This is a genomic window from Streptomyces sp. Isolate_45 (genome assembly GCF_024721315.2).
Classification (GTDB): Bacteria; Actinomycetota; Actinomycetes; order Streptomycetales; family Streptomycetaceae; genus Streptomyces.
This window is the reverse complement of record NZ_JANFAK020000013.1, coordinates 1-26,927: the sequence shown is the minus strand read 5'-3', so window position 1 is coordinate 26,927 and position 26,927 is coordinate 1. Positions and strand designations below refer to the sequence as shown.

Annotated in this window: 17 protein-coding genes and 1 riboswitch; of the genes, 13 read left to right on the top strand and 4 right to left on the bottom strand. The window is 71.8% G+C overall.

Translation table 11 applies throughout. From position 1 onward, the window contains the following. Positions 1 to 74: 74 nt before the first annotated feature. The 6 genes from NOD94_RS06965 to NOD94_RS06940 all read left to right on the top strand — a co-directional run bounded on the left by NOD94_RS06965 (position 75) and on the right by NOD94_RS06940 (position 10,720). A complete protein-coding gene (locus NOD94_RS06965; RefSeq protein ID WP_281204843.1) occupies positions 75 to 4,361 on the top strand; it encodes a discoidin domain-containing protein in 4,287 nt (1,428 codons plus the stop codon). Between the two features lie 154 nt (positions 4,362 to 4,515). Continuing rightward, on the top strand, positions 4,516 to 5,526 hold the full coding sequence (locus NOD94_RS06960; protein WP_281204842.1) for a LacI family DNA-binding transcriptional regulator: 1,011 nt from the start codon (positions 4,516 to 4,518) through the stop codon (positions 5,524 to 5,526). Positions 5,527 to 5,725: 199 nt separating this feature from the next. Then, complete coding sequence (locus NOD94_RS06955) at positions 5,726 to 7,126, top strand: extracellular solute-binding protein (protein WP_281204841.1); 1,401 nt, start codon at positions 5,726 to 5,728, stop codon at positions 7,124 to 7,126. Between the two features lie 97 nt (positions 7,127 to 7,223). Continuing rightward, entirely contained in the window at positions 7,224 to 8,132 is a 909-nt protein-coding gene (locus tag NOD94_RS06950) for a sugar ABC transporter permease (RefSeq protein WP_281204840.1), read from the top strand. Positions 8,133 to 8,171: 39 nt separating this feature from the next. Next, entirely contained in the window at positions 8,172 to 9,047 is an 876-nt protein-coding gene (locus NOD94_RS06945) for a carbohydrate ABC transporter permease (RefSeq protein WP_281204839.1), read from the top strand. Positions 9,048 to 9,112: 65 nt separating this feature from the next. Further along, entirely contained in the window at positions 9,113 to 10,720 is a 1,608-nt protein-coding gene (locus tag NOD94_RS06940) for a glycoside hydrolase family 13 protein (RefSeq protein ID WP_281204838.1), read from the top strand. A gap of 39 nt (positions 10,721 to 10,759) precedes the next feature. On the opposite strand, the gene NOD94_RS06935 is transcribed toward NOD94_RS06940, so the two are convergent. Continuing rightward, a complete protein-coding gene (locus tag NOD94_RS06935) occupies positions 10,760 to 11,995 on the bottom strand; it encodes a citrate synthase (protein ID WP_281204837.1) in 1,236 nt (411 codons plus the stop codon). A 55-nt stretch (positions 11,996 to 12,050) separates the two neighbouring features. On the opposite strand from NOD94_RS06935, the gene NOD94_RS06930 reads away from it, so the two are divergent. Continuing rightward, entirely contained in the window at positions 12,051 to 13,217 is a 1,167-nt protein-coding gene (locus tag NOD94_RS06930; protein WP_281204836.1) for a citrate synthase/methylcitrate synthase, read from the top strand. Between the two features lie 24 nt (positions 13,218 to 13,241). Continuing rightward, on the top strand, positions 13,242 to 14,396 hold the full coding sequence (locus tag NOD94_RS06925) for a GTP-binding protein (RefSeq protein WP_281204835.1): 1,155 nt from the start codon (positions 13,242 to 13,244) through the stop codon (positions 14,394 to 14,396). 88 nt (positions 14,397 to 14,484) lie between these two features. Here the strand turns inward: NOD94_RS06925 and NOD94_RS06920 are convergent, their stop codons facing one another. Continuing rightward, entirely contained in the window at positions 14,485 to 16,602 is a 2,118-nt protein-coding gene (locus tag NOD94_RS06920; RefSeq protein WP_281204834.1) for a restriction endonuclease, read from the bottom strand. A gap of 108 nt (positions 16,603 to 16,710) precedes the next feature. Next, positions 16,711 to 19,167: a DNA topoisomerase IV subunit A gene (locus tag NOD94_RS06915; protein ID WP_281204833.1), complete on the bottom strand. Its 2,457-nt coding sequence runs from the start codon at positions 19,165 to 19,167 to the stop codon at positions 16,711 to 16,713. A gap of 254 nt (positions 19,168 to 19,421) precedes the next feature. On the opposite strand from NOD94_RS06915, the gene NOD94_RS06910 reads away from it, so the two are divergent. The 4 genes from NOD94_RS06910 (at position 19,422) to NOD94_RS06895 (ending at position 24,267) form a co-directional block, all read left to right on the top strand. Next, complete coding sequence (locus NOD94_RS06910) at positions 19,422 to 20,768, top strand: pitrilysin family protein (protein ID WP_281204832.1); 1,347 nt, start codon at positions 19,422 to 19,424, stop codon at positions 20,766 to 20,768. A gap of 20 nt (positions 20,769 to 20,788) precedes the next feature. Beyond that, positions 20,789 to 22,156, top strand: a complete 1,368-nt coding sequence (locus NOD94_RS06905) for a pitrilysin family protein (protein WP_281204890.1) — start codon at positions 20,789 to 20,791, stop codon at positions 22,154 to 22,156. A 238-nt stretch (positions 22,157 to 22,394) separates the two neighbouring features. Beyond that, positions 22,395 to 22,551: riboswitch (cyclic di-AMP (ydaO/yuaA leader) on the top strand. Between the two features lie 12 nt (positions 22,552 to 22,563). Continuing rightward, positions 22,564 to 23,373: a M23 family metallopeptidase gene (locus NOD94_RS06900; protein ID WP_281204831.1), complete on the top strand. Its 810-nt coding sequence runs from the start codon at positions 22,564 to 22,566 to the stop codon at positions 23,371 to 23,373. A 228-nt stretch (positions 23,374 to 23,601) separates the two neighbouring features. Beyond that, positions 23,602 to 24,267, top strand: coding sequence for a GntR family transcriptional regulator (locus NOD94_RS06895; protein WP_281204830.1), 666 nt, complete (start codon positions 23,602 to 23,604; stop codon positions 24,265 to 24,267). Between the two features lie 296 nt (positions 24,268 to 24,563). Here the strand turns inward: NOD94_RS06895 and NOD94_RS06890 are convergent, their stop codons facing one another. Next, positions 24,564 to 24,845, bottom strand: a complete 282-nt coding sequence (locus tag NOD94_RS06890) for an HPr family phosphocarrier protein (protein WP_053676283.1) — start codon at positions 24,843 to 24,845, stop codon at positions 24,564 to 24,566. A 197-nt stretch (positions 24,846 to 25,042) separates the two neighbouring features. Here NOD94_RS06890 and NOD94_RS06885 point away from each other — a divergent pair. Next, positions 25,043 to 26,927, top strand: a 1,885-nt coding sequence (locus tag NOD94_RS06885; protein WP_281204829.1) for a GNAT family N-acetyltransferase, incomplete at its 3' end; no start/stop codon positions are given.

Below are 26,927 nucleotides of genomic sequence, written 5' to 3'. Positions count from 1 at the left end.
GCAATTCTCGCACGGCAACACGCAAATTCCTGTCTCACCCCCTTCCGGAAGTTCATGTCGAGGGACGAGGACCTATGAGAAGGCACACCTGGAGGTGGCGGGCGCTGGCCGCCGTCCTCAGTACCGCCCTGTTGATCATGGGCTGGCCCGCCCTGACCGCCGCGGCCGCGGGCGGTCCGGGCATCGCGACGGGCCGGCCCGCCGCGGCGAGCAGCAGCAACGGCGCCCACACCGCCGCCCACGCCACCGACGGCGACCCGTCCACCTACTGGGAGAGCGGAGGTGGAACGTTTCCGCAGTGGCTGCAGACCGATCTCGGCGCCACCACCCGCGTCGACCAGGTGGTGCTGAAGCTGCCGGCGTCCTGGGAGAGCCGCACCCAGACCCTGGCCGTCCAGGGCAGCGGCGACGGCACGAGCTTCAGCACCCTGGTCGCGTCGGCCGCGTACGTCTTCGGGCCGGGCAACGGGAACATCGTCACCATCACCTTCCCCGCCACCCGGAGCCGGTACGTACGGATCGCCGTCACCGCCAACACCGGCCGGCCGGCCGCGCAGCTCTCCGAGCTGGAGGTGCGCACCCCGGACGAGTCGTCGCTCGACCTGGCGCGCGGCAGGACCCTGACCGCGAGCAGCAGCACCCAGACCTACCTGCCGGCCAACGCGAACGACGGGAACACCGCCAGCTACTGGGAGAGCGAGAACGGCGCGCTGCCCCAGTGGCTCCAGGTGGACCTCGGTTCCTCCGTACGCGTCGACCGCGTGGTGCTGCGACTGCCCGGGGGCTGGGGCGCCCGTACCCAGACCCTGAAGATCCAGGGCAGCGTAAACGGCGCCGACCACACGGACCTGACCGCCTCGAAGGGCTACCTGTTCGACGCGGCCGGCGGCAACTCCGTGACCATCGCCTTCGACGCGGCCACCACCCGATACCTCCGCGTCCGGATCTCCGCCAATACCGAGCAACCCGGCGGCCAGGTCTCCGAGCTGGAGGTATACGGACCCCGGACGGGTGACACCACGGCTCCGACGGCACCCACCGAGCTCGCGTACACCGAACCGGCTACCGGGCGGATCGCGCTCAGCTGGAAGGCGGCGACCGACGACACCGGCGTCACCGGGTACGACGTCTACGCCGACAACCAGCTGCGCACGAGCGTCGCCGGGGACGTGACCACCTACACCGACACGCAACCCACCGGGATCGCCATCACCTACCACGTCCGCGCCAGGGACGCGGCCGGCAACCAGTCGCCCAACAGCAACAGCGTGACCCGGGCCGCCGACACCGGTGACACCCAGGCCCCGACCATCCCGGGCGCCCTCACCCTGACGGAACAGGCCGCCGATCGGATCGCACTGTCCTGGCAGGCCGCCACCGACAACGTCGGGGTCAGCGGCTACGAGGTGTACGCGAACAACGTGCTGCGCACGACGGTCGCGGGGAACACCACCTCCTGGACCGACACCCAGCCGGCCACCGCCACCGTGACCTACGTCGTCCGCGCCAAGGACGCCGCGGGCAACCGCTCCGGCGACAGCGACTCCGTCACTCGCTACGGCACCGGGGGCGGCGGTTCCAACCTGGCCGTCGGCAAACCGGTCACCGGCTCCTCCGTGATCCACACCTTCGTCGCGGAGAACGCCAACGACAACAGCACGGCCACCTACTGGGAGGGCGCCGCCGGGGCGTACCCGAGCACGCTGACGGTCAAGCTGGGCGCCAACGCGGATCTGCGGCGACTCGTCCTCAAACTGAACCCGGACAGTGGCTGGGGCGCCCGCACCCAGAACATCCAGGTCCTCGGCCGGGAGCAGAGCGCCTCCGCCGTCACCGGTCTGGTCGCCGCGAAGGACTACGCCTTCGACCCCGCGTCCGGCAACACGGTCACCGTCCCGCTGAGCGCCCGCGTCGCCGACGTCCAGTTGCGCTTCACCTCCAACACCGGCTCCTCCAACGGGCAGATCGCCGAGTTCCAGGTGATCGGGGTGCCCGCTCCCAATCCGGACCTGGAGGTCACGGCGCTGAGCGCTGCCCCGGCCGCCCCCGTGGAGTCGGACCCGGTCACGCTCTCCGCCACCGTCAGGAACAGCGGTCCGGCCCCGGCCCCCGCCACCGCCGTGACCTTCACGCTCGGCGGCACGAAGGCGGGTACGGCCGCCGTGCCCGCGCTGGCCGCCGGGGCGAGCGCCACCGTCGGCGCCGGGATCGGCGCGCGCGACGCGGGGACCTACCAGCTCGCCGCCGTCGTCGACGAGGCGAACACCGTGGTGGAGCAGAACGACAGCAACAACTCCTTCACCGGGTCCGCGCTGGTGGTACGCGGGGTGGACAGCTCCGACCTGGTGGCCTCCGAGGTGAGTTGGTCGCCGTCCGCTCCGTCCGAGGGGCGGCCGGTCGCCTTCGCCGTGACGGTCCGCAACCAGGGCACGGTCGCCTCGGCGCCCGGCCCGCACGCGGTCACGCTCACCCTCCAGGACGCGACCGGGGCCGCCGTCCGCACCCTGACGGGGGCCTTCGACGGGCCCCTCGCCGCCGGCGCGGCCACGGCCCCGATCGCGCTCGGCAGCTGGCCGGCCGCGAACGGCAAGTACTCGGTCAAGGTCGTCCTCGCGGACGACGCGGCCGAACTGCCGGTCAAACGCGGCAACAACACCTCCACCAGGCCGTTCTTCGTGGGCCGTGGGGCGAACATGCCCTTCGACACGTACGAGGCGGAGGAAGCCGTCGCCGGGGGCGGGGCCACGGTGGTCGGGCCCAACCGCACCATCGGCGACATCGCCGGCGAAGCCTCGGGCCGCAAGGCCGTCAGCCTCGACGCGACCGGCGAGTACGTCGAGTTCACCACCCGGGCCGCCACGAACACGCTGGTCACCCGCTTCTCCATCCCGGACGCCCCGGGCGGTGGAGGCATCGACTCCACCATCAACCTCCATGTCGACGGGGTCTTCAAGAGGGCCCTGCCGCTGACCTCCAAGTACGCCTGGCTGTACGGGGCCGAGGCCTCACCGGGCAACTCGCCCGGTGCCGGGGCGCCGCGCCACATCTACGACGAGGCGAACGTCCTGCTCGGCGAGACCGTCCCCAAGGGCAGCAGGATCCGGCTGCAGAAGGACGCCGCCAACACCTCCACCTACGCGATCGACTTCGTCAGCCTGGAACAGGCCACGGCCGCCCCGAACCCCGACCCGCAGACCTACGCGGTACCCGCCGGCTTCGGCCACCAGGACGTGCAGAACGCCCTGGACAAGGTCCGGATGGACCCCAGCGGGAAGCTCGTCGGCGTCTATCTGCCTCCGGGCGACTACGCGACGGCGAGCAAGTTCCAGGTGTACGGGAAGGCCGTGCGGGTGGTCGGCGCCGGACCGTGGTTCACCCGCTTCCACGCCCCGTCGGCGCAGGACAACACCGACATCGGCTGGCGGGCCGACAGCACCGCGAAGGGCTCGTCCTTCTCGGGCTTCGCCTACTTCGGCAACTACACGTCGCGCATCGACGGTCCGGGCAAGGTCTTCGACTTCGCGGGCGTCTCCGACATCACCATCGACAACATCTGGAACGAGCACATGGTGTGCCTGTACTGGGGAGCCAACACCGACCGGATCACCATCAAGAACTCGCGGATCCGCAACATGTTCGCCGACGGCATCAACATGACCAACGGCAGCACCGACAACCTCGTGACCAACAACGAGGCGCGGGCGACCGGCGACGACAGCTTCGCGCTGTTCTCCGCGATCGACGCGGGCGGCGCGGACATGAAGAACAACGTCTACGAGAACCTGACCACGATCCTGACCTGGCGGGCCGCCGGGGTGGCCGTCTACGGGGGCTTCGACAACACCTTCCGCAACATCCACATCGCCGACACCCTCGTCTATTCGGGCATCACCATCAGCTCGCTGGACTTCGGATACCCGATGAACGGGTTCGGGACGGAACCGACGACCTTCGAGAACATCTCCGTCATCCGTTCCGGCGGCCACTTCTGGGGCGGGCAGACCTTCCCGGGGATCTGGCTGTTCTCCGCCTCGAAGGTGTTCCAGGGCATCCGGATCAACAACGTCGACATCGTCGACCCGACGTACAGCGGCATCATGTTCCAGACGCAGTACGTCGGTGGCCAACCGGTGAACCCCATCAAGGACACCGTCCTGCGGGACATCACCATCACCGGGGCGAGGAAGAGCGGTGACGCCTTCGACGCGAAGTCAGGGTTCGGCCTCTGGGCGAACGAGATGCCCGAGGCGGGCCAGGGTCCGGCGGTCGGCTCGGTCACCGTTCACAACCTGAGGACCGGCGACAACGCCGTGGACATCCGGAACACGACCTCGACGTTCCGGATCGACCGGCTGCCGTAACCGCGCGGCCGGGTACGAGGGGGTCGGCGCCGCTCGGGACGTCCCGGGCGGCGTCCGGCCCTTTTCGGGTCCGGTCCGGCGCCATCGGACCCCCGCCAAACTGGCTGTAATCGAACTGCAAGGAACTTGCATCGCTTGCGCTACTCTTGCGCTCATGACGCGACGACTTGCTCAAGTGGCGAAGAAGGTGGGAGTCAGCGAGGCAACGGTCAGCCGGGTGCTCAACGGCAAGCCGGGCGTCTCGGAGGCGACCCGCCAATCCGTGCTCACCGCCCTCGACGTGCTGGGATACGAGCGCCCCACCCAGCTGCGCGGCGAACGTGCGCGACTGGTCGGCCTGGTGCTGCCGGAACTCCAGAACCCGATCTTCCCGGCCTTCGCCGAGGTCATCGGCGGCGCCCTCGCCCAGCAGGGGCTCACCCCCGTACTGTGCACGCAGACCACGGGCGGGGTCTCCGAGGCCGACTACGTGGAGCTCCTCCTCCAGCAGCAGGTCTCCGGGGTGGTCTTCGCCGGAGGGCTTTTCGCGCAGGCCGACGCCCCGCACGAGCACTACCGGCTGCTGTCGGAGCGCAAGGTCCCGGTGGTGTTGATCAACGCCTCCATAGAGGACCTCGGCTTCCCGTGCGTGGCCTGCGACGACGCCGTCGCGGTCGAGCAGGCCTGGCGCCACCTGGCTTCCCTGGGGCACGAGCGGATCGGCCTGGTGCTGGGCCCGCCCGATCACATCCCCTCGCTGCGCAAGCTGGTCGCCGCCCGGGCCGTCGCCGAGGCGGCCGGTTCCGAGCTGCCGGCCGCGCACGTGGAACGCACCCTGTTCTCCCTGGAGGGCGGGCACGCGGCCACCTCCCGCCTGCTGGACCGCGGTGTCACCGGCATCATCTGCGCGAGTGACCCGCTGGCCCTGGGGGCCGTACGGGCGGCCCGTCGCAGGGGTCTCGACGTCCCCGGCGAGGTCTCCGTGGTGGGCTACGACGACTCCGCGTTCATGAACTGCACCGAGCCCCCGTTGACCACCGTCCGGCAGCCCATCGAGGCCATGGGTCGGGCCGCGGTCGAGCTGCTCACCGCGCAGATCCAGGGCGCCGCGGTGCAGCCGGGGGAGTTGCTCTTCGAGCCGGAGCTGGTGGTCCGCGGCTCCACGGCCAAGGCTCCGCGCGGGTAACCGCACCGACCCACCCTCCGCGCCCAGGGCTCCGGAACGTCCATCGACGTTCCGGAGCCCTTTTTGCGTCCCCGGAACGGCAGTGGTCTGCCAATCTCTTGCGAAGTCTGCGCGAGATATTGCGTTCATCTGTCGGCGGTGGTTGAGTGTGCCGCGCTCGCCCCCACGCCTCCTGCCCGAAGCTCGAAGGGGACCACCGATGAGAACCAACGTCCGCCGCAACGTCGCGGCCTCCCTCGTCTCCGCGTTCGCCGTGACCGCCCTCGCGGCCTGCGGTACGAGCAGCGGCGGCGACGATCCGAAGGAGCGGTCGAGCGGCGGTTCCACCGACGCCTCCGCCCCGCTCGACCCGAAGACCAAGGTCACCCTCTCCATCGACTGCATGCCGCCGGCGGCCAAGGCGGCGGAGTTGAAGGAGTGGAAGGAGGACGTGGCGGAGTTCAACAGGACCTACCCGAACGTCACCATCGACGGCCGCTCCACCCCCGGGCAGTGCCTGGAGCCCCCGCGCTTCACGGCGATGCTCAAGGCCAAGTCCCAACCGGACGTCTTCTACGCCTACTTCACCGACCTCCAGCAGGTGCTGGACAACGACGCGGCCGCGGACGTCTCGGCGTACGTCACCCCCGCCTCGGTGCCCGCCCTCGGCGACATCGACAAGAACGTCCTGGACGTCCTGAAGGAGGACGGCAAGCTGTACGGGCTGCCCACCAGCAACTACACGATGGGCCTGCTGGTCAACCGCAAGCTGTTCCGGGACGCGGGCCTCGATCCCGACTCCCCGCCCCGTACCTGGGACGAGGTCCGGGCCGCCGCGAAGAAGATCGCCGCGCTCGGCAACGGCACCGCGGGCTTCGGCGAGTACAGCGTGGAGAACACGGGCGGCTGGCACTACACGGCCACCATGTACGGACTGGGCGGCGACATCGTCGGCGCCGACGGCAAGGCCGCCTTCAACAACGCCACCGGCAAGCAGATCGTCGAGAACCTCCGCGCCATGCGCTGGGAGGACGAAAGCATGGGCCGGACCCAGCTGCTCAAGTGGGGCGACCTGCAGAAGCAGATGGCCTCCGACAAGCTCGGCATGTTCCTCGCCGCGCCCGACGACATCACGTACATGGTGCAGCAGTTGGGCGCGAAGTACGAGAACTTCGGCATGGGCCCGATCCCCGGCGGCGCCTCCACCCTGGCCGGCGGGAACGGCTACATGATCAAGAAGGGCAGCTCGCCCGACAAGGTCAAGGCGGCCGTGGCCTGGCTGAACTTCAAGACCCTCGCCGTCGGCAAGGGGCAGTTCCGGTACGACCGCAGCAAGGCGGACGGCCTGCCCGTCGGCCTCCCGCAGCCCGCCTTCTTCACCGGCGCGAGCAAGGCCGAGGACGACCGGCTGAAGGCTGCGAGCGCCACCATGCCGGTCGCCAACTTCAAGACCTTCCTGGACAACCCGGTACCCGGCAAGGCCGAGCCGCCGAAGGCCCAGGAGGTCTACAAGGTGCTCGACAAGGTGATGTCAGGGGTCCTCACCAACAAGAACGCCGATCCCGCGCAGCTCCTCGGCGAGGCCGAGAAGGCCGTCAACCAGGTACTGGGCAACCAGTAGGGCCCGCGGGCGGGCCGCGGCGGCGCGGCCTGCCTGCCCCGGCCCCGCCCGCCCCCTCCCGTACCCGGAAGCGACGACCAGCAAGGAGCGAGCGGCGATGCCGGTCCCCACCCTCCCCCGAGCCTCCCGCCCGGAGTTCCGCCGGGCACTCAAGCGGAACCTCACCGCCCACGGCTTCCTGATCGGTGCCGTCCTGTGCTTCGCCTTCTTCTCCTGGTACCCGATGGTCCGGGAGTTCCTGCTGGCCTTCCAGAAGACGGAAGGCGGAACCACCCGCTGGGTCGGCTGGGACAACTTCGCGTACGTCTTCGGGGACCCGAGCTTCTGGCAGGCCTGGCGCAACACCCTGCTCTTCACGGGCCTGGCCCTGGTCCTCGGCTTCGCGGTCCCCTTCGTGATCGCGCTCGTCCTCAACGAACTGCGCCACGCCCGCGGGTACCTGCGCCTGCTCGTCTACCTGCCGGTGATGATGCCGCCGGTGGCCTCGGTCCTGCTGTTCGAGTACTTCTACGACCCCGGGTACGGCCTCTTCAACCGGGCGCTGGAATTCCTGCACCTGCCCCCGCAGGACTGGCTGCAGTCCACCGGCACCGCGATGCTGTCCGTCGTCATCGCCTCCACCTGGATGAACATGGGCGGTGCGACCCTGATCTACCTGGCCGCCCTCCAGGGCATCCCCGGCGAGCTGTACGAGGCCGCGGAGCTCGACGGGGCGGGCCTGCTGCGCAAGATCTGGCACGTCACGATCCCGCAGACCAAGCTGATCCTCTCGTTGATGCTGCTGATGCAGGTCATCGCGACGATGCAGGTGTTCGTCGAACCGTTCCTGCTGACCGGCGGCGCCGGCCCCGAGGGCTCGACCACCACCGTCGTCGTCCTCATCTACCAGTACGCCTTCAACTTCAACCAGTACGGCGGCGCCGCGGCCCTGGGCCTGTGCCTGCTCGTCCTCCTCGCCGGCTTCTCCGCCCTCTACGTCCGCCTCAGCCGCGACAACGAGAGCTGACCGCGAGCCGACCGCGAGCGCCGACAAGGAGCCCCTCCCATGGCAGAGCGCACCCTGATATCGCCCGTCCGGCTCGGCCGCACCCGGGGCAGGATCCTCTACTGGACCGTCCTCGTGCTGGTCGTCACCGGCTTCACCCTCGTCTTCCTCGGCCCGCTCTACTGGATGGCCGCGAACGGCCTCAAGAGCACCGAGGAGTTCGCCCGGGTCCCGCCGACCCTGGTGCCGGACTCCCTGCACACGGCGAACTTCACGGCCGTCTGGAAGGTCATGGACCTCGCGAGGCTGCTGCTCAACACCCTCTACTACGCCTTCGGCGCCCTCGCCTTCCAACTCGTCCTCGACGTGGCCGCCGCCTACTCGCTGTCCAGGCTGCGCCCGATCTTCGGCAGGGCCGTGCTGGGCATGATGCTCGCGACCCTGATGATCCCGGCCACCGTCCTGGTCGTCCCCCAGTACCTGACCGTCCTGGACATGCCGCTCGTCGAGCGCAACCTGCTCAACACGCCCTGGGTGATCTGGCTGCCGGCCGTCACCAACGCCTTCTCCATCTTCCTGCTGAAGCGGTTCTTCGACTCCATCCCGAAGGAGATCCTCGACGCCGCCGCCATCGACGGCGCGAGCGCGCTGCGCATCCTGCGCTCGGTGGTCCTGCCGATGTCCCGGCCCGTCCTCGGCGTCGTCTCGATCTTCGCGATCGTCGGCGTCTGGAAGGACTTCCTCTGGCCGATGCTCACCCTCCCCGACCCCGCCCTGCAAACGCTCAACGTCGGCATCTACTCGCTGGCCGGCGGCGTTCCCGAGAACCACCTGATCGCCGCGCTCGCGATGGCCTCCGCGCCGACCCTCGTCATCTTCCTGATCTTCCAGCGCAACATCATGACCGGCCTGACGGCCGGCTCCCTCAAGGGCTGACCGACCGTTCCGGGGCCACCACCGAGCCGCCCGGCCGCCCGCACCCGCCGTGAAAGGACCCTGACGTGGCCGACCTCCCCCTGCCCGACAGCGACGCCGACTGGTGGCGCTCCGCGGCCATCTACCAGGTGTACGTACGCAGCTTCGCCGACGGCGACGGGGACGGCACCGGTGACCTCGCGGGCGTCCGGGCCCGCCTGCCGTACCTCGCCGAACTGGGGGTGGACGCGCTGTGGTTCACCCCCTGGTACCTGTCCCCGCTCGCCGACGGCGGCTACGACGTCGCCGACTACCGCACCATCGACCCCGCATTCGGCACCCTCGCCGAAGCCGAGAAACTCATCGCCGAGGCCCGCGAACTGGGCATCCGTACGATCATCGACATCGTCCCGAACCACGTGTCCGACCGGCACGCCTGGTTCCGTGCCGCGCTCGCCGCCGGCCCCGGCAGCCCCGAGAGGGAGCTCTTCCACTTCCGCCCCGGCCGCGGCGAGCACGGCGAACTGCCGCCGGGGGACTGGCCCTCCCAGTTCAACGGCGCCGACACCTGGACCCGCGTGCCCGACGGGGAGTGGTACCTGCACCTGTTCACCCCGCAGCAGCCCGACCTCAACTGGGACCACCCCGAGGTCCGGCGGGAGCACGAGGAGGTGCTGCGGTTCTGGTTCGAGCGGGGCGTCGCCGGCGTACGGATCGACTCCGCTGCCCTGCTGGCGAAGGACCCGGCCCTGCCCGACCTGGCGGGCCGACCCGCCGGCCCCTGGGTCGGCGGACCCCACCCCTTCATCGACCGCGACGAACTCCACGACATCTACCGTTCCTGGCGGGCGATCGCCGACGCGTACGGTGCCGTCTTCGTCGGCGAGGTCTGGCTGCCCGACTCCGAGCGCTTCGCCCGCTACCTGCGCCCCGACGAACTGCACACCGCCTTCAACTTCTCCTTCCTCAGCTGCCCGTGGGACGCCGAGCGGTTGCGCACCTCCATCGAGGAGACCCTCGCCGAGCACGCCCCCGTCGGAGCGCCGGCCACCTGGGTGCTGTGCAACCACGACGTCACCCGGACCGTCACCCGCTACGGCCGCGCCGACACGGGCTTCGACTTCGCGGCGAAGGCGTTCGGGATCCCGTCCGACCTGGCGCTGGGCACCCGCCGGGCACGCGCGGCCGCCCTGCTGACCCTCGCCCTGCCCGGCTCCGTGTACCTCTACCAGGGCGAGGAACTCGGCCTCCCGGAGGCCGACGTCCCGCTGGGGCGGATCCAGGACCCCATGCACTTCCGCTCCGGCGGCACCGACCCCGGCCGGGACGGCTGCCGGGTGCCGCTGCCCTGGACCGCCGAGCCCTGGCACGACCCCTGGCTGCCCCAGCCCGCGCACTGGGAGGCGTACGCGGCCGACCGACAGGACGGCGACCCGGACTCCATGCTCACCCTCTACCGGGCCGCCCTGCGCCTGCGCCGGGCGGCTGCCGGGTTCGGCGGCGGCGGCCTGCGCTGGCTGCCCGGCCCGCCCGGGGTACTGGCCTTCGCCCGCCCCGACGGCCTGCTCTGCCTGGTCAACCTCTCCGGCGAACCGGTGCCCCTTCCCGCCGGTACGAGCCTCCTGCTGAGCAGTTCCGCCCTGGACGCGGAGGGACTGCTCCCGCAGGACACGGGGGTCTGGCTGCGGACCTGACGCCGCGGCCGGACCTCCCCCGGCCGGGGGCCCCGCCCGTCACGGCAGCGGCTGCGGCGGGCGGGGCCCCTGGTACTGCCCGCTCGGCCGCATCCGCAGCGGCCGCTCCTGGTACTCCTCCAGCGCGTGCGCGATCCAGCCCGCCGTCCGGGCCACCGCGAACACCGTCTCCCCGGCCTCGGCGCGCATCCCGCAGGACACCGTCAGCACCGCCAGCGCGAGGTCCACGTTGGCGTGCAGCCCGTGCCGGGCCATCACGCCCGCCACGTCCCGCGCCGCACCCAGCGCCGGGGCCGCCTGCGGCAGGGCGGCCAGCCGTCCGAACAGCGCCCCGGCCCGCGGGTCCTCGCCCCGGTACAGCCGGTGGCCGAGCCCGGGCACCCGTCGTCCCGCCCGCAGGTACTCCGCCACCACCGGCGCCGCGCCGCCGCGCTCCAGCACCTCCACCAGCATCCGGTGGGCGAGCCGCCCCGCAGCGCCGTGCAGCGGCCCCTCCAGCGCGCCGAGCCCCGCGGAGACCGCCGCGTACGGATGGGCCCGGGCCGACGCCGCCACCCGTACGGCCAAGGTGGAGGCGGCCAGATCGTGGTCGGCCAGCAGCGCGAGGGCCATGTCCAGCACCTCCAGCGCCCGCGGCTCCGGGTCCGCCGCGGTGAGCCGGGACCAGAGCTCCCGGGCGACCGGGGCGCCGTCCCCGGCGGCCGCGCCCAGCTCGGGCAGGGCGCCGGCCAGCGTCGGGACGAGGGAGCGCGCGGAGCCCAGTACGGCATCCTCGGACAGGTCGAAGCGCAGCGGGTCCGTCACCGCCGCGGCCGCCACGGCCACCCGTAGCCGGTCGATGGGGCCGCTGTGCTCGGGCAGCGCGGCCACCGCCCGGCGGGCCGCGGCGAGCGCCTCCGGGGGAGCGGCGAAGCGGGCGCCGGGCCGTGGTCCGCCCGTCCAGAGCCACTCGGCGACCTCCTCGTAGGCGTACCGGGAGGCCAGTTCGACGGCGTCCACGCCCCGGAAGTAGTACCGGTCGGCCTCGATCAGCGTGAGCGAGGTGCGTACGGAGAGCTCCCCGGCCGGAGCCGCCGCCTCGCGCCGGCTGCGCCGGGCCAGGGCCTCCACCTCGGCCGCGTCGAAGGTGCTGCCGCGTCCGACGGGGTCGCGTCGGCTGCTGAGTTGACCCCGGCTGACGTACGCGTACACGGTTGCCGGCTTCACGCCGAGGGCGAGCGCGGCCTCCTGGGTGGTGAGGCGGCGGGTGTGGTCGGCGGCCGGCTGATCGGTCATGACGCACAGCCTACATATATTGATTCAATCAACATTGACAAGGATTGATTCAAGCATGGATGGTCGATCCATGAACACCACCGTCGCAGTACCCCGTGGCCTCGCCGGAGTCGTCGTCACCGAAACCCGACTGGGTGACGTCCGAGGCCAGGAGGGCTTCTACCACTACCGCGAGTACTCGGCCGTCGAGCTCGCCGCCGGCCGCACCTTCGAGGACGTGTGGCACCTGATGTTCCACGGCGAGCTGCCCGCCGACGCCGCCGAACGGGCCGCCTTCACCGCCCGCGTCGCCCCGCTGCGCCACCTGCCCGCCGCCGTCCGCGACGCCCTGCCCGGTCTGGCCCGCGCCACCGCCGCCTCGGGCCCCCTCGCCGGACTGCGCACCGCCCTGTCACTGCTCGGCGCGTCCGCCGGCCTCCGCCCCGTCTTCGACCTCGACGCGGATCAGCGCGCCACCGACGCCCTCGCCGCCTGCGCCGCCGTACCCACCCTGCTCACCGCCCTGCACCGGCTCGGCCGGGGCCTGGAACCGGTCGACCCGCGCGACGAGCTCCCGTACGCCGCCAACTACCTCTGGATGCTGACCGGGCAGGAACCCGACCCCGTGCGGACCCGCGCCGTCGAGCGGTACCTGATCTCCACCGTCGACCACGGCTTCAACGCCTCCACCTTCACCGCCCGCGTGATCGCCTCCACCGGCGCCGACGTCGCCGCCTGCCTGACCGGTGCGATCGGGGCGCTCTCCGGCCCGCTGCACGGCGGCGCCCCCAGCCGGGCCCTGGACACCCTCGACGCCATCGGCACCGTCGACCGCATCCGACCGTGGATCAGGGAACGGGTCCTCGCCGGGGACCGCATCATGGGCTTCGGGCACCCCGTCTACCGCACCGAGGACCCGCGCTCGCGGATGCTGCGCGAGATCGCCCTGGAGTTCGGCGGGCCGCTCGTCGACTTCGCCGTCGAGGTCGAACGCCAGGTGGAGGAGATCCTCGCCGAGCTCAAGCCCGGCCGCGAACTGCACACCAACGTGGAGTTCTACGCGGGGGTCGTCATGGAGCTGTGCGGGCTTCCCCGCGAGATGTTCACCCCGACGTTCTGCGCCGCGCGCGTGGTCGGCTGGAGCGCGAACGTCCTCGAACAGGCCGCCGACTCCAAGATCATCCGACCGGCCGCCCGCTACACCGGCCCCACCCCGCCCCGGCCCGTGCCGCCCCTCGGCTGACCGGTCCTGGTTACCATCGGCCGGGTGAACAGCAGGCAGCCCGAGCGGAGCGTCCCCGTCGTCGTCCTCGCCGGATTCCTCGGATCCGGCAAGACCACCGTCCTCAACCACCTCCTCGGCAACCGGGGAGGAACCCGGATCGGGGTCGTCGTCAACGACTTCGGGTCGATCGAGATCGACGCGATGTCCGTGGCCGGCCAGGTCGGCGACTCGATGGTCTCCCTCGGCGGCGGCTGCCTGTGCTGCGCCGTCGACGGCAGCGAACTGGACGCCTACCTGGAGAAGCTCACCGCACCCGCCCACCGGATCGACGTGATCGTCATCGAGGCCAGCGGACTCGCCGAGCCGCAGGAAATGGTCCGGATGCTGATGGCCAACGAGAACCCGGCCGTCCGCTACGGCGGCATGGTGCACGTCGTGGACGCGGCGGAGTTCGACGCGACCCGCGAGAAGCATCCTGAGACCGACCGCCACCTCGCCGTCGCCGACCTGATCGTCCTCAACAAGACCGACCGGGTCGACGCCGCCGAACGCACCCGGATCGAGACGGAACTCGGCGCCCGCCGCGCCCCCGGCACCCCGGTGATCGCCACCGACCACGGCCGGATCGACCCGGAACTCCTCTTCGACCGCCGTCCCTGGACCGAGACCCGCGGCCAACTCTCCTTCGAGGACCTGCTGGCCGAGGCCGCCGGCGCCGGAAGCGACTCCGACGACCACGGCCACGATCACGAGGCCTGCGAGCAGGGCGATTGCGGACACGGCGGCCACTGCGGCCACGCCCATGCGCACGCGGGCTACGAGAGCGTCGAGTTCACCTCGGACCGGGCGCTCTCACCGCGCCGCCTCATCGACTTCCTCGACCGCCGCCCGGCCGGGCTCTACCGGATCAAGGGCTTCGTCCGGTTCGACGTACCGGGCCACGAGGAGCGCTACGAGATCCACGCGGTCGGCCGCTTCCTGAGCTTCGACCCCGGCCCCTGGCCGCGGGGCGAGCCCCGCCGGACGCAGCTCGTCCTCATCGGCTCCGGCATCGACGGGCCGGGCCTGCTGCGCGAGCTGGAGGAATGCCACGAGGAGGCCCCGCAGGACGCCGGTCCGGAAAGCATGTGGGGTGTGCTGCGCTACGTGCCCCGGGACCCGCGGGCGGAGCCCGAAGGGCCCGCCGGGGACGGCTGACCGGACCGTTGCCGGAGCGGACCCGTGCCGCAGGGGCCTCGCCGAGCCGGGCCCCTGCGCCCGCCCCGGCCCTTCCGGTCACACGGCCCTACGCCACGTCGATGCCGTACTCGCGCAGGAGGTCCTCCAGGCCGCCCCGGTAGCCCTTGCCCCCGATGACGAACTTCCAGTCGCCGTTCGCCCGGCGCCGGAAGGAGCCCAGCACCAGGGCCGTTTCCCCGGCCCGGCCGTCGGAGACCTCCAGCCGGTCGATCTCCTCGCCGGCCGCGCCGAGCAGCCGGATCCGGGCGTCGGTGAACCCGGCGAGGTCCGCGTCCGGATTGACCTCGGGGTCGATCGCGGCGACCAGGACCAGGCGGTCCGCGCGCTGCGGAAGGTCGTCGAAGCCGACCTCGACGGCAGCCTTGTCGGGGCCGGAGTGCGGGCGGGAGCGGACCGAACCGTCCGGGGTCCGCGGGTTGTTGAAGAACACGAAGTGGTCCTCGCTCAGCACCCGGCCGCCCTCGCAGACCAGCGCGCACACGTCCAGCGCGACCGACCCCGACCAGGACATGCCCAATACGTTGCGGTCCGGCGCGAGGGCCTCGGGCTCGGCCGTCCGTTGGGCGGGTACGTTCCGGGAGGCCGCCACGGTCGGGGCGGTGGAGGTCGCGTCGCCGAGGCGGCCCCGCAGCCCGTACCGGTGGAGCAGGTCCACCAGCTCCACCCCGGGAACCAACTCCAGCGGCTTGCCGTTGGCGAAGGTGTACGACCCCGGCCCGAAGGACGAGGTGGTGACCAGCACCCCCTTGTTCGCCCCCGCGTCCTGCACCGTGCCGTACAGGTCCCGCACGGCCGTCGGCGGGACCGTGTTGCGGTACCGCTTGACCTGCACGACGATCCGGCCGCCCCGGATCGGCGCCGGGTCCAGCGCCTCGACGTCGACGCCGCCGTCGCCGGACCGTTGCGTCGTCACCGCCTCCATGCCCATCGCCCGGAACAGCTCCGCGACCAGGTTCTCGAAGGCGATGGGGTCCATCGAGAACAGGTCGGGCTCCTCCTCGGCGCCGTCCCCGTGGCCGCCGTGCCGGACGACCCCGCTTCCGACCTCGCCCGGCCCGCGGCCCGCCCGGACGGCCGTCAGCTGGTCCGGCCGCGCCGACAACTGCCCCCGCAGTCCGTCCACCAGGCAGTCCACCGCGCTCACCTGCTCCAGACGCAGCCCGGAGAAGGCCGTGCGCGAGGCCAGCACGGTGGCCAGTACGATCTGCGCCTCGCGCCCCGTCACCGGATCGTGGTCGTCCACGAACCCGTTCACCACCACCGAGTCCAGCGTGCCGAACTCGTCCGCCGCGTACAGCTCGCGCAGCACCAGCAGCACGCACTGCGCCAGCAGGTCCCGGTACACCGCCCGGCGCTGCGTGGCCGGCCGGGCCGTCTCCTTGTCCTGGTCCGTACTCGGCTGGTACCGCACCGACTTCGCCTCCGGCACCACCGCGAAGCCCGGCAGCTCCCAGTCCAGCACCAGCTGCCGGGCCGCCGGATCGTAGGCCGCCGTCACCTGGCGGGGCAGGTCCTCGGGCCAGGCCGTGGAGGCGTACAGGGCCGCCGAGAAGTACTCGACGGCGGCCTCGGCGTCTCCGGCGCGCAGCGCCGCGGCCAGCTCCGTGAGCCCACTGTTGTGGCGGCGTACGTCGGCGAGCTGCCCGGCCGCCCACCGGTCGTACTGTTCCCGGTACGCCGCCAGCCGGCGCATGCGCTGCTGGTCGGCGGCGTGCGCGGCCTGCCAGGCCTGGGTGTACCGGTCGTGGGCCTCCCGTTCCGCCTGGGCGCGGCGGCCCCCGCCGAGCGCCCAACCACCGCTCTGCTGCTGGAACTGCTGGAGCTGGGGCATGGGCAGCGGATGGGCCAGCGTGCCCGGGTTGAAGGGCTCCAGCCGTTCGGAACGGACCAGGGCGGCCATCCGGAAGGCGGGTGCCCGGCAGCCCGCGGCCAGCATCCCCTGAAGGGCCGCGACCTCGGCGTCGAGCTCGTCGGTCCGGCGTCGGGCCTCGGCCTCGCGGTGCTGTTTGTAGGCGGCCTGCTGCTCCCGCCGGCCCCGGGCCACGTCCCGTTCGTACGTCCGCTGCCGGCGCTCCGCCTCGCGCTGCTGGATCAGCTGCGCCCTCTGCTGCTGTCGTTGGGCCTCGGCCCACACCCCGATCAACCCGCTGGACCGACGACTCATCAGCTGTGCTCTCCCCCCACCCGCGTGTACGGGGAAAACACTAGTCGGGGCGCGGGGTACGGGGTGCGCCCAATGGCACAGCCCGCGGCCCCCCGCGCCCCGCGGGTGCTACAACACGCCCCCCGAGAGGGCTTCGACGACGGCGGGCAGCGCCGCCCCCGAGCCGTCACGACGCGGGTCCACGGCGGGCAGCGCGGCCGGGGCGCCGTTCGCCGCGGCGGCCCGTACCGGGGCCCCGCCGGCCCAGGCCAGCACCAGGACGTCCTCGCCCTTGAGGAAGCGCTGGCAGCGCACCCCGCCCGTGGCCCGACCCTTGCGCGGGTACTGGTCGAAGGGGGTGAGCTTGCCGGAGCGCACCGAGTCGTCCAGCGTCCCGTGCGATCCCGCGACCGTGAAGACCACGGCGTCCCGGGCCGGGTCCACGGCCGAGAAGTGGATCACCTTGGCGTTGTCGGCGAGCTTGATGCCCGCCATACCGCCCGCCGGGCGGCCCTGGGGGCGCACCTGACCGGCCGGGTAGCGCAGCAACTGGGCGTCGTCGGTGATGAAGACCAGGTCCTCCTCGCCCGTGCGCAGCTCGACCGCGCCGACGATCCGGTCGCCCTCCTTGAGGGTGATGACCTCCAGCTCGTCCTTGTTCGCCGGGTAGTCCGGCACGACCCGCTTGACCACGCCCTGCTCGGTGCCCAGCGCCAGCCCCTGGGAGGACTCGTCGAGCGAGGTCAGGCAGATCACGGTCTCGTCGGCCTCCAGCCCGGAGAGGAACTCCGAGACGGGGGCGCCGCCGGCCAGGTTCGGCGCGGCGTGCGTGTCCGGCAACTGCGGCAGGTCGATCACCGGGAGGCGCAGCAGTCGTCCGTACGAGGTGACCGCGCCCACGTCGGCCCGCGCGGTCGCCGCCACCTGGGAGACGATCAGGTCGTGCTTCGCGCGGGAGCCGCCCTCCTCCTCGGGGAGCGGGTCGCCGTTGGCGGTGCGGGCGAGCAGGCCGGTGGAGGACAGCAGCACGCGGCACGGGTCGTCGGCGACCTCCAGCGGAACGGCCGCGATGGCCGTGCCCGCCGACTCCAGCAGCACCGTCCGCCGCTCGGTGCCGAACTTCTTCGCCACCGCGGCCAGTTCGGAGGAGACCAGCTTGCGCAGTTCGCCGTCCGAATCCAGGATCCCGGTCAGCTCGTCGATCTCGCCGGTGAGGCGGTCGCGCTCGGACTCCAGCTCGATCCGGTCGAAGCGGGTCAGGCGGCGCAGCGGGGTGTCGAGGATGTACTGCGTCTGGATCTCGCTGAGCGAGAAGTGCTCGATCAGCCGCTCCTTGGCCTGAGCGGAGTTGTCGCTCTCGCGGATCAGCCGGATGACCTCGTCGATGTCGATCAGGGCCACCAGCAGGCCCTCGACCAGGTGGAGCCGGTCGCGCCGCTTGGTCCGACGGAACTCGCTGCGCCGGCGGACGACCTCGAAGCGGTGGTCCAGGTAGACCTCCAGCAGCTCCTTGAGGCCCAGCGTCAGGGGCTGACCGTCGACCAGCGCGACGTTGTTGATGCCGAAGGACTCCTCCATCGGCGTCAGCTTGTACAGCTGCTCCAGCACGGCCTCCGGGTGGAAACCGTTCTTGATCTCGATGACCAGGCGCAGGCCGTGCGAGCGGTCGGTGAGGTCCTTGACGTCGGCGATGCCCTGGAGCTTCTTCGACCCGACCAGGTCCTTGATCTTCGCGATGACCTTCTCGGGGCCCACCGTGAAGGGCAGTTCGGTGACGACGAGACCCTTGCGGCGCGGGGTGACGTCCTCCACCGCGACCGTCGCGCGGATCTTGAACGTGCCGCGACCGTTCTCGTAGGCGTCCTTGATCCCGGAGAGCCCGACGATCCGGCCACCCGTGGGCAGGTCGGGGCCCGGCACGAAGCGCATCAGCGCCTCCAGGTCCGCCTCCGGGTGACGGATCAGGTGGCGGGCGGCCGCGATGACCTCGCCCAGGTTGTGCGGGGCCATGTTGGTGGCCATGCCGACGGCGATCCCGGAGGCGCCGTTGACGAGCAGGTTCGGGTACGCCGCGGGCAGGACGACCGGTTCGCGCTCCTGGCCGTCGTAGTTGGCGTTGAAGTCGACGGTGTCCTCGTCGATCGACTCCGTCATGAGTGACGTGGCGTCGGCCATCCGGCACTCGGTGTAACGCATCGCGGCCGGCGGGTCGTCGTTGCCGAGGGAGCCGAAGTTGCCGTGCCCGTCGACCAGCGGCAGGCGCATCGAGAAGGGCTGCGCCATGCGCACGAGCGCGTCGTAGATCGACGCGTCGCCGTGCGGGTGCAACTTGCCCATGACCTCGCCCACGACACGGGCGCACTTGACGTAGCCGCGGTCGGGGCGCAGGCCCATCTCGTTCATCTGGTAGACGATGCGCCGGTGCACCGGCTTCATGCCGTCCCGGGCGTCCGGCAGGGCACGGGAGTAGATCACCGAGTACGCGTACTCGAGGAAGGAGCCCTGCATTTCGTCGACGACGTCGATGTCGAGGATCTTCTCCTCGAAATCCTCCGGCGGCGGGGTCTTCGTGCTGCGGCGGGCCATCGCTGCGCGGCTCCTTAACCAAGAATCGGGTGTACGGGGTGTACCTGGACGTACGGGTTCCGGCCGGGCGGTCCGGCAGGGGCGACGCGGACCATTGTGGCCCGGGGCGCCGACAATGCCGACTCCGACCCCTGGGGTCCCCCGGACGGAGTCCGGAGGCGGCACCCGGGAACTTCTCCGGGGGCCGACGCGCTTGCATACAGTGGCAGGTCTGACAGAAATCTCTGCATCGCGATCGAAGGGACCACATGCCCATGGGTCACACGGCCACAGCTCAGGCCGGCTCCGGCGGCCTGACAGCGACCGAGCACCGGCTGGCCAACGGCCTGCGCGTGGTGCTGTCCGAGGACCACCTCACCCCGGTCGCCGCCGTCTGCCTCTGGTACGACGTCGGCTCGCGCCACGAAGTCAAGGGGCGGACCGGCCTGGCTCACCTTTTCGAGCACCTGATGTTCCAGGGTTCGGCGAGCGTACCGGGCAACGGACACTTCGAGCTCGTTCAGGGCGCCGGAGGCTCCCTGAACGGGACCACCAGCTTCGAGCGCACCAACTACTTCGAGACCATGCCGGCCCACCAACTGGAACTCGCCCTGTGGCTGGAGGCGGACCGGATGGGCTCGCTGCTGGCCGCCCTGGACGACGAGTCCATGGAGAACCAGCGCGACGTCGTCAAGAACGAGCGCCGCCAGCGCTACGACAACGTCCCCTACGGGACCGCGTTCGAGAAGCTGACCGCCCTCGCCTACCCCGAGGGCCACCCGTACCACCACACCCCGATCGGCTCGATGGCCGACCTGGACGCCGCGTCCCTCGAGGACGCGCGCGAGTTCTTCCGTACCTATTACGCGCCCAACAACGCCGTGCTGTCGGTCGTCGGCGACATCGACCCCGAGCGCGCCCTCGCCTGGGTCGAGAAGTACTTCGGCAGCATCCCGTCGCACGACGGCAAGCAGCCGCCGCGCGACGGCTCGTTGCCCGAGGTCATGGGCGGACAGCTCCGCGAGGAGATCGTCGAGGAGGTCCCGGCGCGCGCGCTGATGGCCGCCTACCGCCTCCCGCACGACGGCACCCGCGAGTGCGACGCCGCCGACGTGGCGCTGACCGTCCTGGGCGGCGGGGAGTCCTCCCGCCTGCACAACCGGCTGGTGCGCCGTGACCAGAGCGCCGTCGCGGCCGGTTTCGGCCTGCTGCGCCTGGCCGGCGCGCCCTCGCTGGGCTGGCTGGACGTCAAGACCTCCAGCGGTGTCGAGGTGCCCGCCATCGAGGCCGCCGTCGACGAGGAGCTCGCGCGGTTCGCCGCCGAGGGTCCCACGGCCGAGGAGATGGAGCGCGCCCAGGCACAGCTGGAGCGCGAATGGCTGGACCGGCTGAGCACGGTGGCCGGCCGGGCGGACGAACTGTGCCGCTTCGCGGTGCTGTTCGGCGACCCACAGCTGGCGCTGACCGCCGTCCAGCGCGTCCTGGACGTCACCGCCGAGGAGGTGCAGGCCGTGGCCGCGGCCCGACTGCGCCCCGACAACCGGGCGGTCCTGGTCTACGAACCGGCGGCCGGGTCCGACGCCCACGACGAGACCGACGAGAACGAGGGGGCGGAGCAGTGAGCGACACCGCAGCCGTCACGATGACCTTCCACCCGCAGCCGCAGCCCGGCGACGCCACGCCGTGGGCCTTCCCGGCCCCCGAGCGCGGCGCGCTGCCCAACGGCCTGACCGTGCTGCGCTGCCACCGGCCGGGCCAACAGGTGGTCGCGGTCGAGGTCAACCTCGCGGCCCCTCTCGACGCGGAGCCCGAGGGCCTCGACGGGGTGGCCACGATCATGGCCCGCGCCCTGTCGGAGGGCACCGACAAGCACTCCGCGGAGGAGTTCGCCGCCGAGCTGGAGCGCTGCGGCGCCACGCTCGACGCGCACGCCGACCACCCCGGCCTGCGGGTCTCCCTGGAGGTCCCGGCCTCCCGCCTGCACAAGGCGATGGGCCTGCTCGCCGAGGCGCTGCGCGCACCCGCCTTCGCCGACAGCGAGATCGACCGGCTGGTGCGCAACCGGCTCGACGAGATCCCGCACGAGCTCGCCAACCCGCAGCGCCGCGCGGCCAAGCAGCTCTCCAAGGAGCTCTTCCCGGCCTCGCTGCGCATGTCCCGGCCGCGCCAGGGCACCGAGGAGACGGTGGCCCGCATCGACTCCTCGGCCGTCCGCGCCTTCTACGAGGCCCACGTGCGCCCCGCCACCGCCACCGCGGTGGTCGTCGGCGACCTGACCGGCATCGACCTGGACGCCGTCCTGGCCGACACCCTGGGCAGTTGGACCGGCAACACCGCCGAGCCCCGCCCGGTGCCCCCGGTGACGGCCGACGACACGGGCCGCGTGGTCATCGTCGACCGGCCCGGAGCGGTCCAGACGCAGCTGCTCATCGGCCGGATCGGCGCGGACCGCCACGACCTCGTGTGGGCCCCGCAGGTGCTCGGCACGTACTGCCTCGGCGGCACGCTCACCTCCCGCCTGGACAAGGTGCTGCGCGAGGAGAAGGGGTACACGTACGGCGTGCGCGCCTTCGGCCAGGTCCTGCGTTCCACCGCAGACGGCAAGGGCGCCTCGATGCTCGCCATCAGCGGCTCGGTGGACACCCCGAACACCGGCCCGGCACTGGAGGACCTCTGGAAGGTGCTGCGCACCCTCGCGGAGGGCGGACTGACCGACGCCGAGCGGGACGTGGCGGTGCAGAACCTGGTGGGCGTCGCCCCGCTCAAGTTCGAGACGGCGTCCTCCGTCGCGGGCACGCTGGCCGACCAGGTCGAGCAGGAACTGCCGGACGACTACCAGGCGCGGCTCTACGCGCGGCTGGCGGAAACCGGTACGGCGGAGGCGACTTCGGCGGTCGTGCGCGCCTTCCCGGTGGACCGTCTGGTGACGGTGCTCGTGGGCGACGCGGCTCAGATCGAGGAGCCCGTACGGGCGCTGGGGATCGGCGCCGTAACCGTCGTCACCAACTGACCGGTGGTTGACCGGGGATCGAGCGGCGGGAGGCCGCCGCTCCAGCGGTAACCGACCGTTTCCCGAGGGGCTCTGATGGATTATCCGTCAGAGCCCCTTTTGTCCGTTTAGTGGTTTGGTTGCTCGTATGCGGTGTGGCGTACGCAACAAAAGCGCTCGTGTGTTTGGCGATCCACTGATGATCCGCCTAGCGTCGGCCCTGCTGTTCGTCAGTTGTGCCCGCCGCATCCGCGGCACCGAACAGTGATCGCCGAGTCCCCATCGGGCGCGAGCCTGGGGAGCCGGGGACCCACAGTCCCTGGGGTGAATCGGACCGCCTCGCAAGAGGAGGCCCGTAGGAGACCTTCCTGCTCCGAACCCGTCAGCTAACCCGGTAGGCGAGAGGGAAGGAAAGGATCACCCCCTTCATGGCGTTTGGCAGTCGTCCCACCGGCTCCGGCAAGCACCGCGGCTCCAGCCGTCTGAGCCGCAAGACCGCCGGCTACGCCGGTATAGCCGCCCTCGCCACCACGGGCGTGGTCGGCACCATCGCGGCCCCGGCCTTCGCGGCGGACAACTCGGGCCCCTCCATGGAGGACACCGGCCAGAACCCGGTGGTCGTCGCGAACGACCTCCAGGGCGACATCGTGGCCCAGGCCGATCTGCAGCAGCGCGCCGCCGACGCCGTCGCCGCCCAGGCGCAGGCCGAGGCCGACGCCAAGCAGCGTGCCGCCGAGGCCAAGCGCGTCGCCGAGGTCGCCGAGGCCAAGGCGAAGTCCGAGCGGGAGACCGCCGAGCGCGTCGCCCGCGAGGAGGAGCGCAAGCGCCTCAACACCTACGTCTCGCCCATCGCGGGCTCCTACGTCAGCACCTCCTACGGTGCGGGCGGCGCCATGTGGTCCTCCGGTAGCCACACGGGCATCGACTTCCACGCCTCCCTGGGCACCTCGGTCCGCGCGGTCGGCGCCGGCACGGTCGTCGAGGCCGGCTGGGGCGGCGCGTACGGCAACAACGTGATCATCAAGCACAACGACGGCACCTACACGCAGTACGGCCACATGGACTCGCTCAGCGTTTCCGCCGGCCAGCAGGTCGCCCCGGGCCAGCAGATCGGCCTCGCCGGCACCACCGGCAACTCCAGCGGCGTGCACCTGCACTTCGAGGCGCGCACCAGTGCCCAGTACGGCTCGGACATCAACCCGCTGGCGTACCTGCGCTCGCACGGCGTGAACCTCTGACCCGAGCGGCACCGCACCACCGGTCTTCACGGACGACCCCGGCTCACCGAGCCGGGGTCGTCCGCGTTTTCGCGGTCCCGGCCCCGCCCCGCCTTCCCCTGCCCGGGTCCGTGAAATGTTTCGGATTTCCGCCCGTCCTCGGAAATATTCGCGTGTTGCAATAGAGTCGCGACACGGTCACGATTCCGGCGACGGCGCCGGCAGCCGAATTCAAGCGGAGGTCCGGTCTTGCGTATTCCCGCGCACGCGGTATGCACAGCGATCCGCGACGATATCGTCTCCGGCTTCTTCGGGCCGGGCGGCCGACTCACCGAGGAGGTCCTCGCCCGCCGCTACGGAGTCTCCCGCGTCCCGGTGCGCGAGGCGCTGCGCACCCTGGAGTCCGAGGGGTTCGTCACGACGCGCCGCCACGCGGGCGCCTGCGTGGCAGAGCCCACCGAACAGGAGGCGGCCGACCTCCTGGAGCTGCGGATGCTGCTGGAGCCCCTGGCGGCCTCCAGGGCCGCCCACAGGCGTACGGAGGGTCACCTGAAGGTACTGCGCGGGCTGGTCCGGCTGGGGCAGGAGCGGGCCCGCAGGGGCCAGGGGGAGGACCTGCGGGACCTCGGGGCCTGGTTCCACGAGACCTTGGCCCAGGCCTCCGGCAGCCCGGGCCTGATCGCGCTGCTGACGCAGACCCGGCGAAAGATCGCCTGGATGTACGCCGTGGAGGCTCCCGTGCGCCCGGCCGAGTCCTGGGCCGAACACGGCGGCATCGTGGACGCGGTGGCGCGCGGGGACGCCGATCGGGCCCGGGCGCTGACCGCGCAGCACGCGGCGCGCGCGACCGAGGCGCACCGGCCGCGGGTGAGGACTCTGCAACCTGCCGTAAACATGTCGAGCGCCCGGCATTAACACGGGCCGTATACAAAGGTGGCCGGGCATTCGCACGGCGCGGGGCGGTGCGCGAGGCCGCGCTTTTATCCCGCGCTTCCGCTTTCTTCCGCGGCTTCAATTTCCGGCATCGAATTCCCGCCGGAAAGCCGGGGTCGGAGTCCGAGCCGGAGTCAAAGTCCGCGCCGGAGCCGGAGCGCCGGAATCCCGTAGGTCCGTGGAGCCGCGAAATCGCGAAAACAGAAGAGCCGCAGTCCCCGGGATCGCCGGGGGCTGCGGCTCCGCCGCTCGTTCGAGGGGTAACCGGACCCGAAGGGTCACACGGTCTCCGGGAGCTCGTCGAGGCCCTCGGCGACCAGCTTCGCGAGGCGGTCCAGGGCGACGTCCGCGCCCTCGGCCTCGGAAGCGAGAACGATCTCCTCGCCGCCCTGGGCGCCCAGACCCAGGACAGCCAGCATGGAAGCGGCGTTGACGGGGTCGCCGCCCGCCTTCGCGATGGTCACCGGGACGCCGGAAGCGGTCGTCGCCCGGACGAAGATCGAGGCGGGACGAGCGTGCAGGCCCTCGGCCCAGCCGACGTTGACGCGGCGCTCTGCCATGGTGATGCCCTTCAGGTTCTTACGGTTGTCTAGACCAGTCTCTCACGGCACCCCGAATGCTCGGACCGACCTTCGGCCCCGATCCACCGCCGTTCGACCTTCCCCAGCTTGCACCGGTTCGCCCCGGACCGCCGCGTTCGGCGCGCGCTCGCGTCCAGGCCGGTCCGCACGGCCCGTCCGCCCCTTAGGGTGACCTCATGACGACCGCGTCGGACCACTCGTACCCGGCCCACTGGGAAGCGGACGTCGTGCTGCGCGACGGCGGCACCGCCCGCATCCGTCCCATCACCACCGAGGACGCGGGACGGCTCACCAGCTTCTACGAACAGGTCTCCGACGAGTCGAAGTACTACCGGTTCTTCGCCCCGTACCCGCGTCTGTCCGCCCGCGACGTGCACCGCTTCACGCACCACGACTACGTGGACCGCGTGGGCCTCGCGGCGACCATCGGCGGGGAGTTCATCGGCACCGTCCGCTTCGACCGGATCGGCCCCGACGGCCGGCCCGCCTCCGCCCCGGCCGACGAGGCCGAGGTCGCCTTCCTCGTGCAGGACGCCCACCAGGGCCGCGGCGTCGCCTCCGCGCTCCTGGAACACATCGGAGCCGTGGCCCGGGAGCGGGGCATCCGCCGGTTCGCCGCCGAGGTCCTGCCCGCCAACAACAAGATGATCAAAGTGTTCACGGACGTCGGCTACCAGCAGAAGCGCAGCTTCGAGGACGGCTCCGTCCACCTCACCCTCGACCTCGAACCCACCGCGGAGTCCCTCGCCGTGCAGCGCGCCCGCGAACAGCGCGCCGAGGCCCGCTCCGTCCAGCGGCTGCTGGCCCCCGGTTCCGTCGCCGTCATCGGCGTCAGCCGCTCGGGCTCGGGCGTCGGCGCGGCGGCCCTGCGCAACCTGCGCGACGGCGGCTTCCACGGGCACCTCTACGCCGTCAACGAGGCCCGCGGCCCCGGCATCGAGGGAGACCTGCTGGACGGCGTACGGGCCTACCGCACCGTCGTGGACATTGGCGCCCCCGTCGACCTCGCCGTGATCGCGGTCCCCGCCGACCGGGTCCCGGACGCCGTCGCGGACTGCGGCGAACACGGGGTGCAGGGCCTGGTCGTGCTCTCCGCCGGCTACGGGGAGAGCGGCCCGGCCGGCCTGGCCCGCCAGCGCGAACTGGTGCGACAGGTGCGCTCGTACGGGATGCGGCTGATCGGCCCCAACGCCTTCGGAGTGATCAACACGGCCCCCGAGGTCGAACTGAACGCCTCCCTGGCCCCGGGACCCGCCGCCGCCCGCGGCCGCATCGGCCTGTTCACCCAGTCCGGAGCCATCGGCATCGCCCTGCTCGCCGGACTGCTCCGGCGCGGCGGAGGCCTCTCGTCCTTCATCTCCGCCGGCAACCGCGCCGACGTCTCCGGCAACGACATCCTCCAGTACTGGTACGACGACGAGGCCACCGACGTGGCCCTGCTCTACCTGGAAACCCTCGGCAACCCGCGCAAGTTCACGCGCCTCGCACGCCGCACCTCCGCCGTCAAACCCGTGGTCGTCGCCCGCGGCGGCCGCCACACCCCGGCCGGCCACGTCGTCCCCGGTACGAGGCTCACCGACAGCACCGTCTCCGAACTCCTGCGGCAGGCCGGCGTCATCCGCGTCGACACCGTCACGGAACTGGTCGACGTCGGCCTGCTGCTCGCCGGGCAACCGGTCCCCGCCGGCCCCCGGGTGGCCATCCTCGGAAACTCCGAGTCCCTCGGCGTCCTCACCTACGACGCCTGCCTCACGGAGGGGCTGCGCCCGCGGCCCCCGCTCGACCTGACCACCGCCGCCACTCCGGCCGACTTCCGCGCAGCCCTCCGCGCCGCCCTGGCGTCGCCCGACCACGACGCCGTCATCGTCACGGCCATCCCCTGGGTCGGCGAACAGGCCCTGGCCGACGACCTCGCCGCCGCCCTGCGCGAGGCCGCGGCCGAGACGCCGGGCAAGCCCGTCGCGGTGGTCCACGTGGAACTCGGCGCCCTGGTGGAAGCCCTGTCCGCCGCACGGGCCACCTCCCCGTCCGCCGCCACCCCGCGCGGTCCCGCCCGGACCG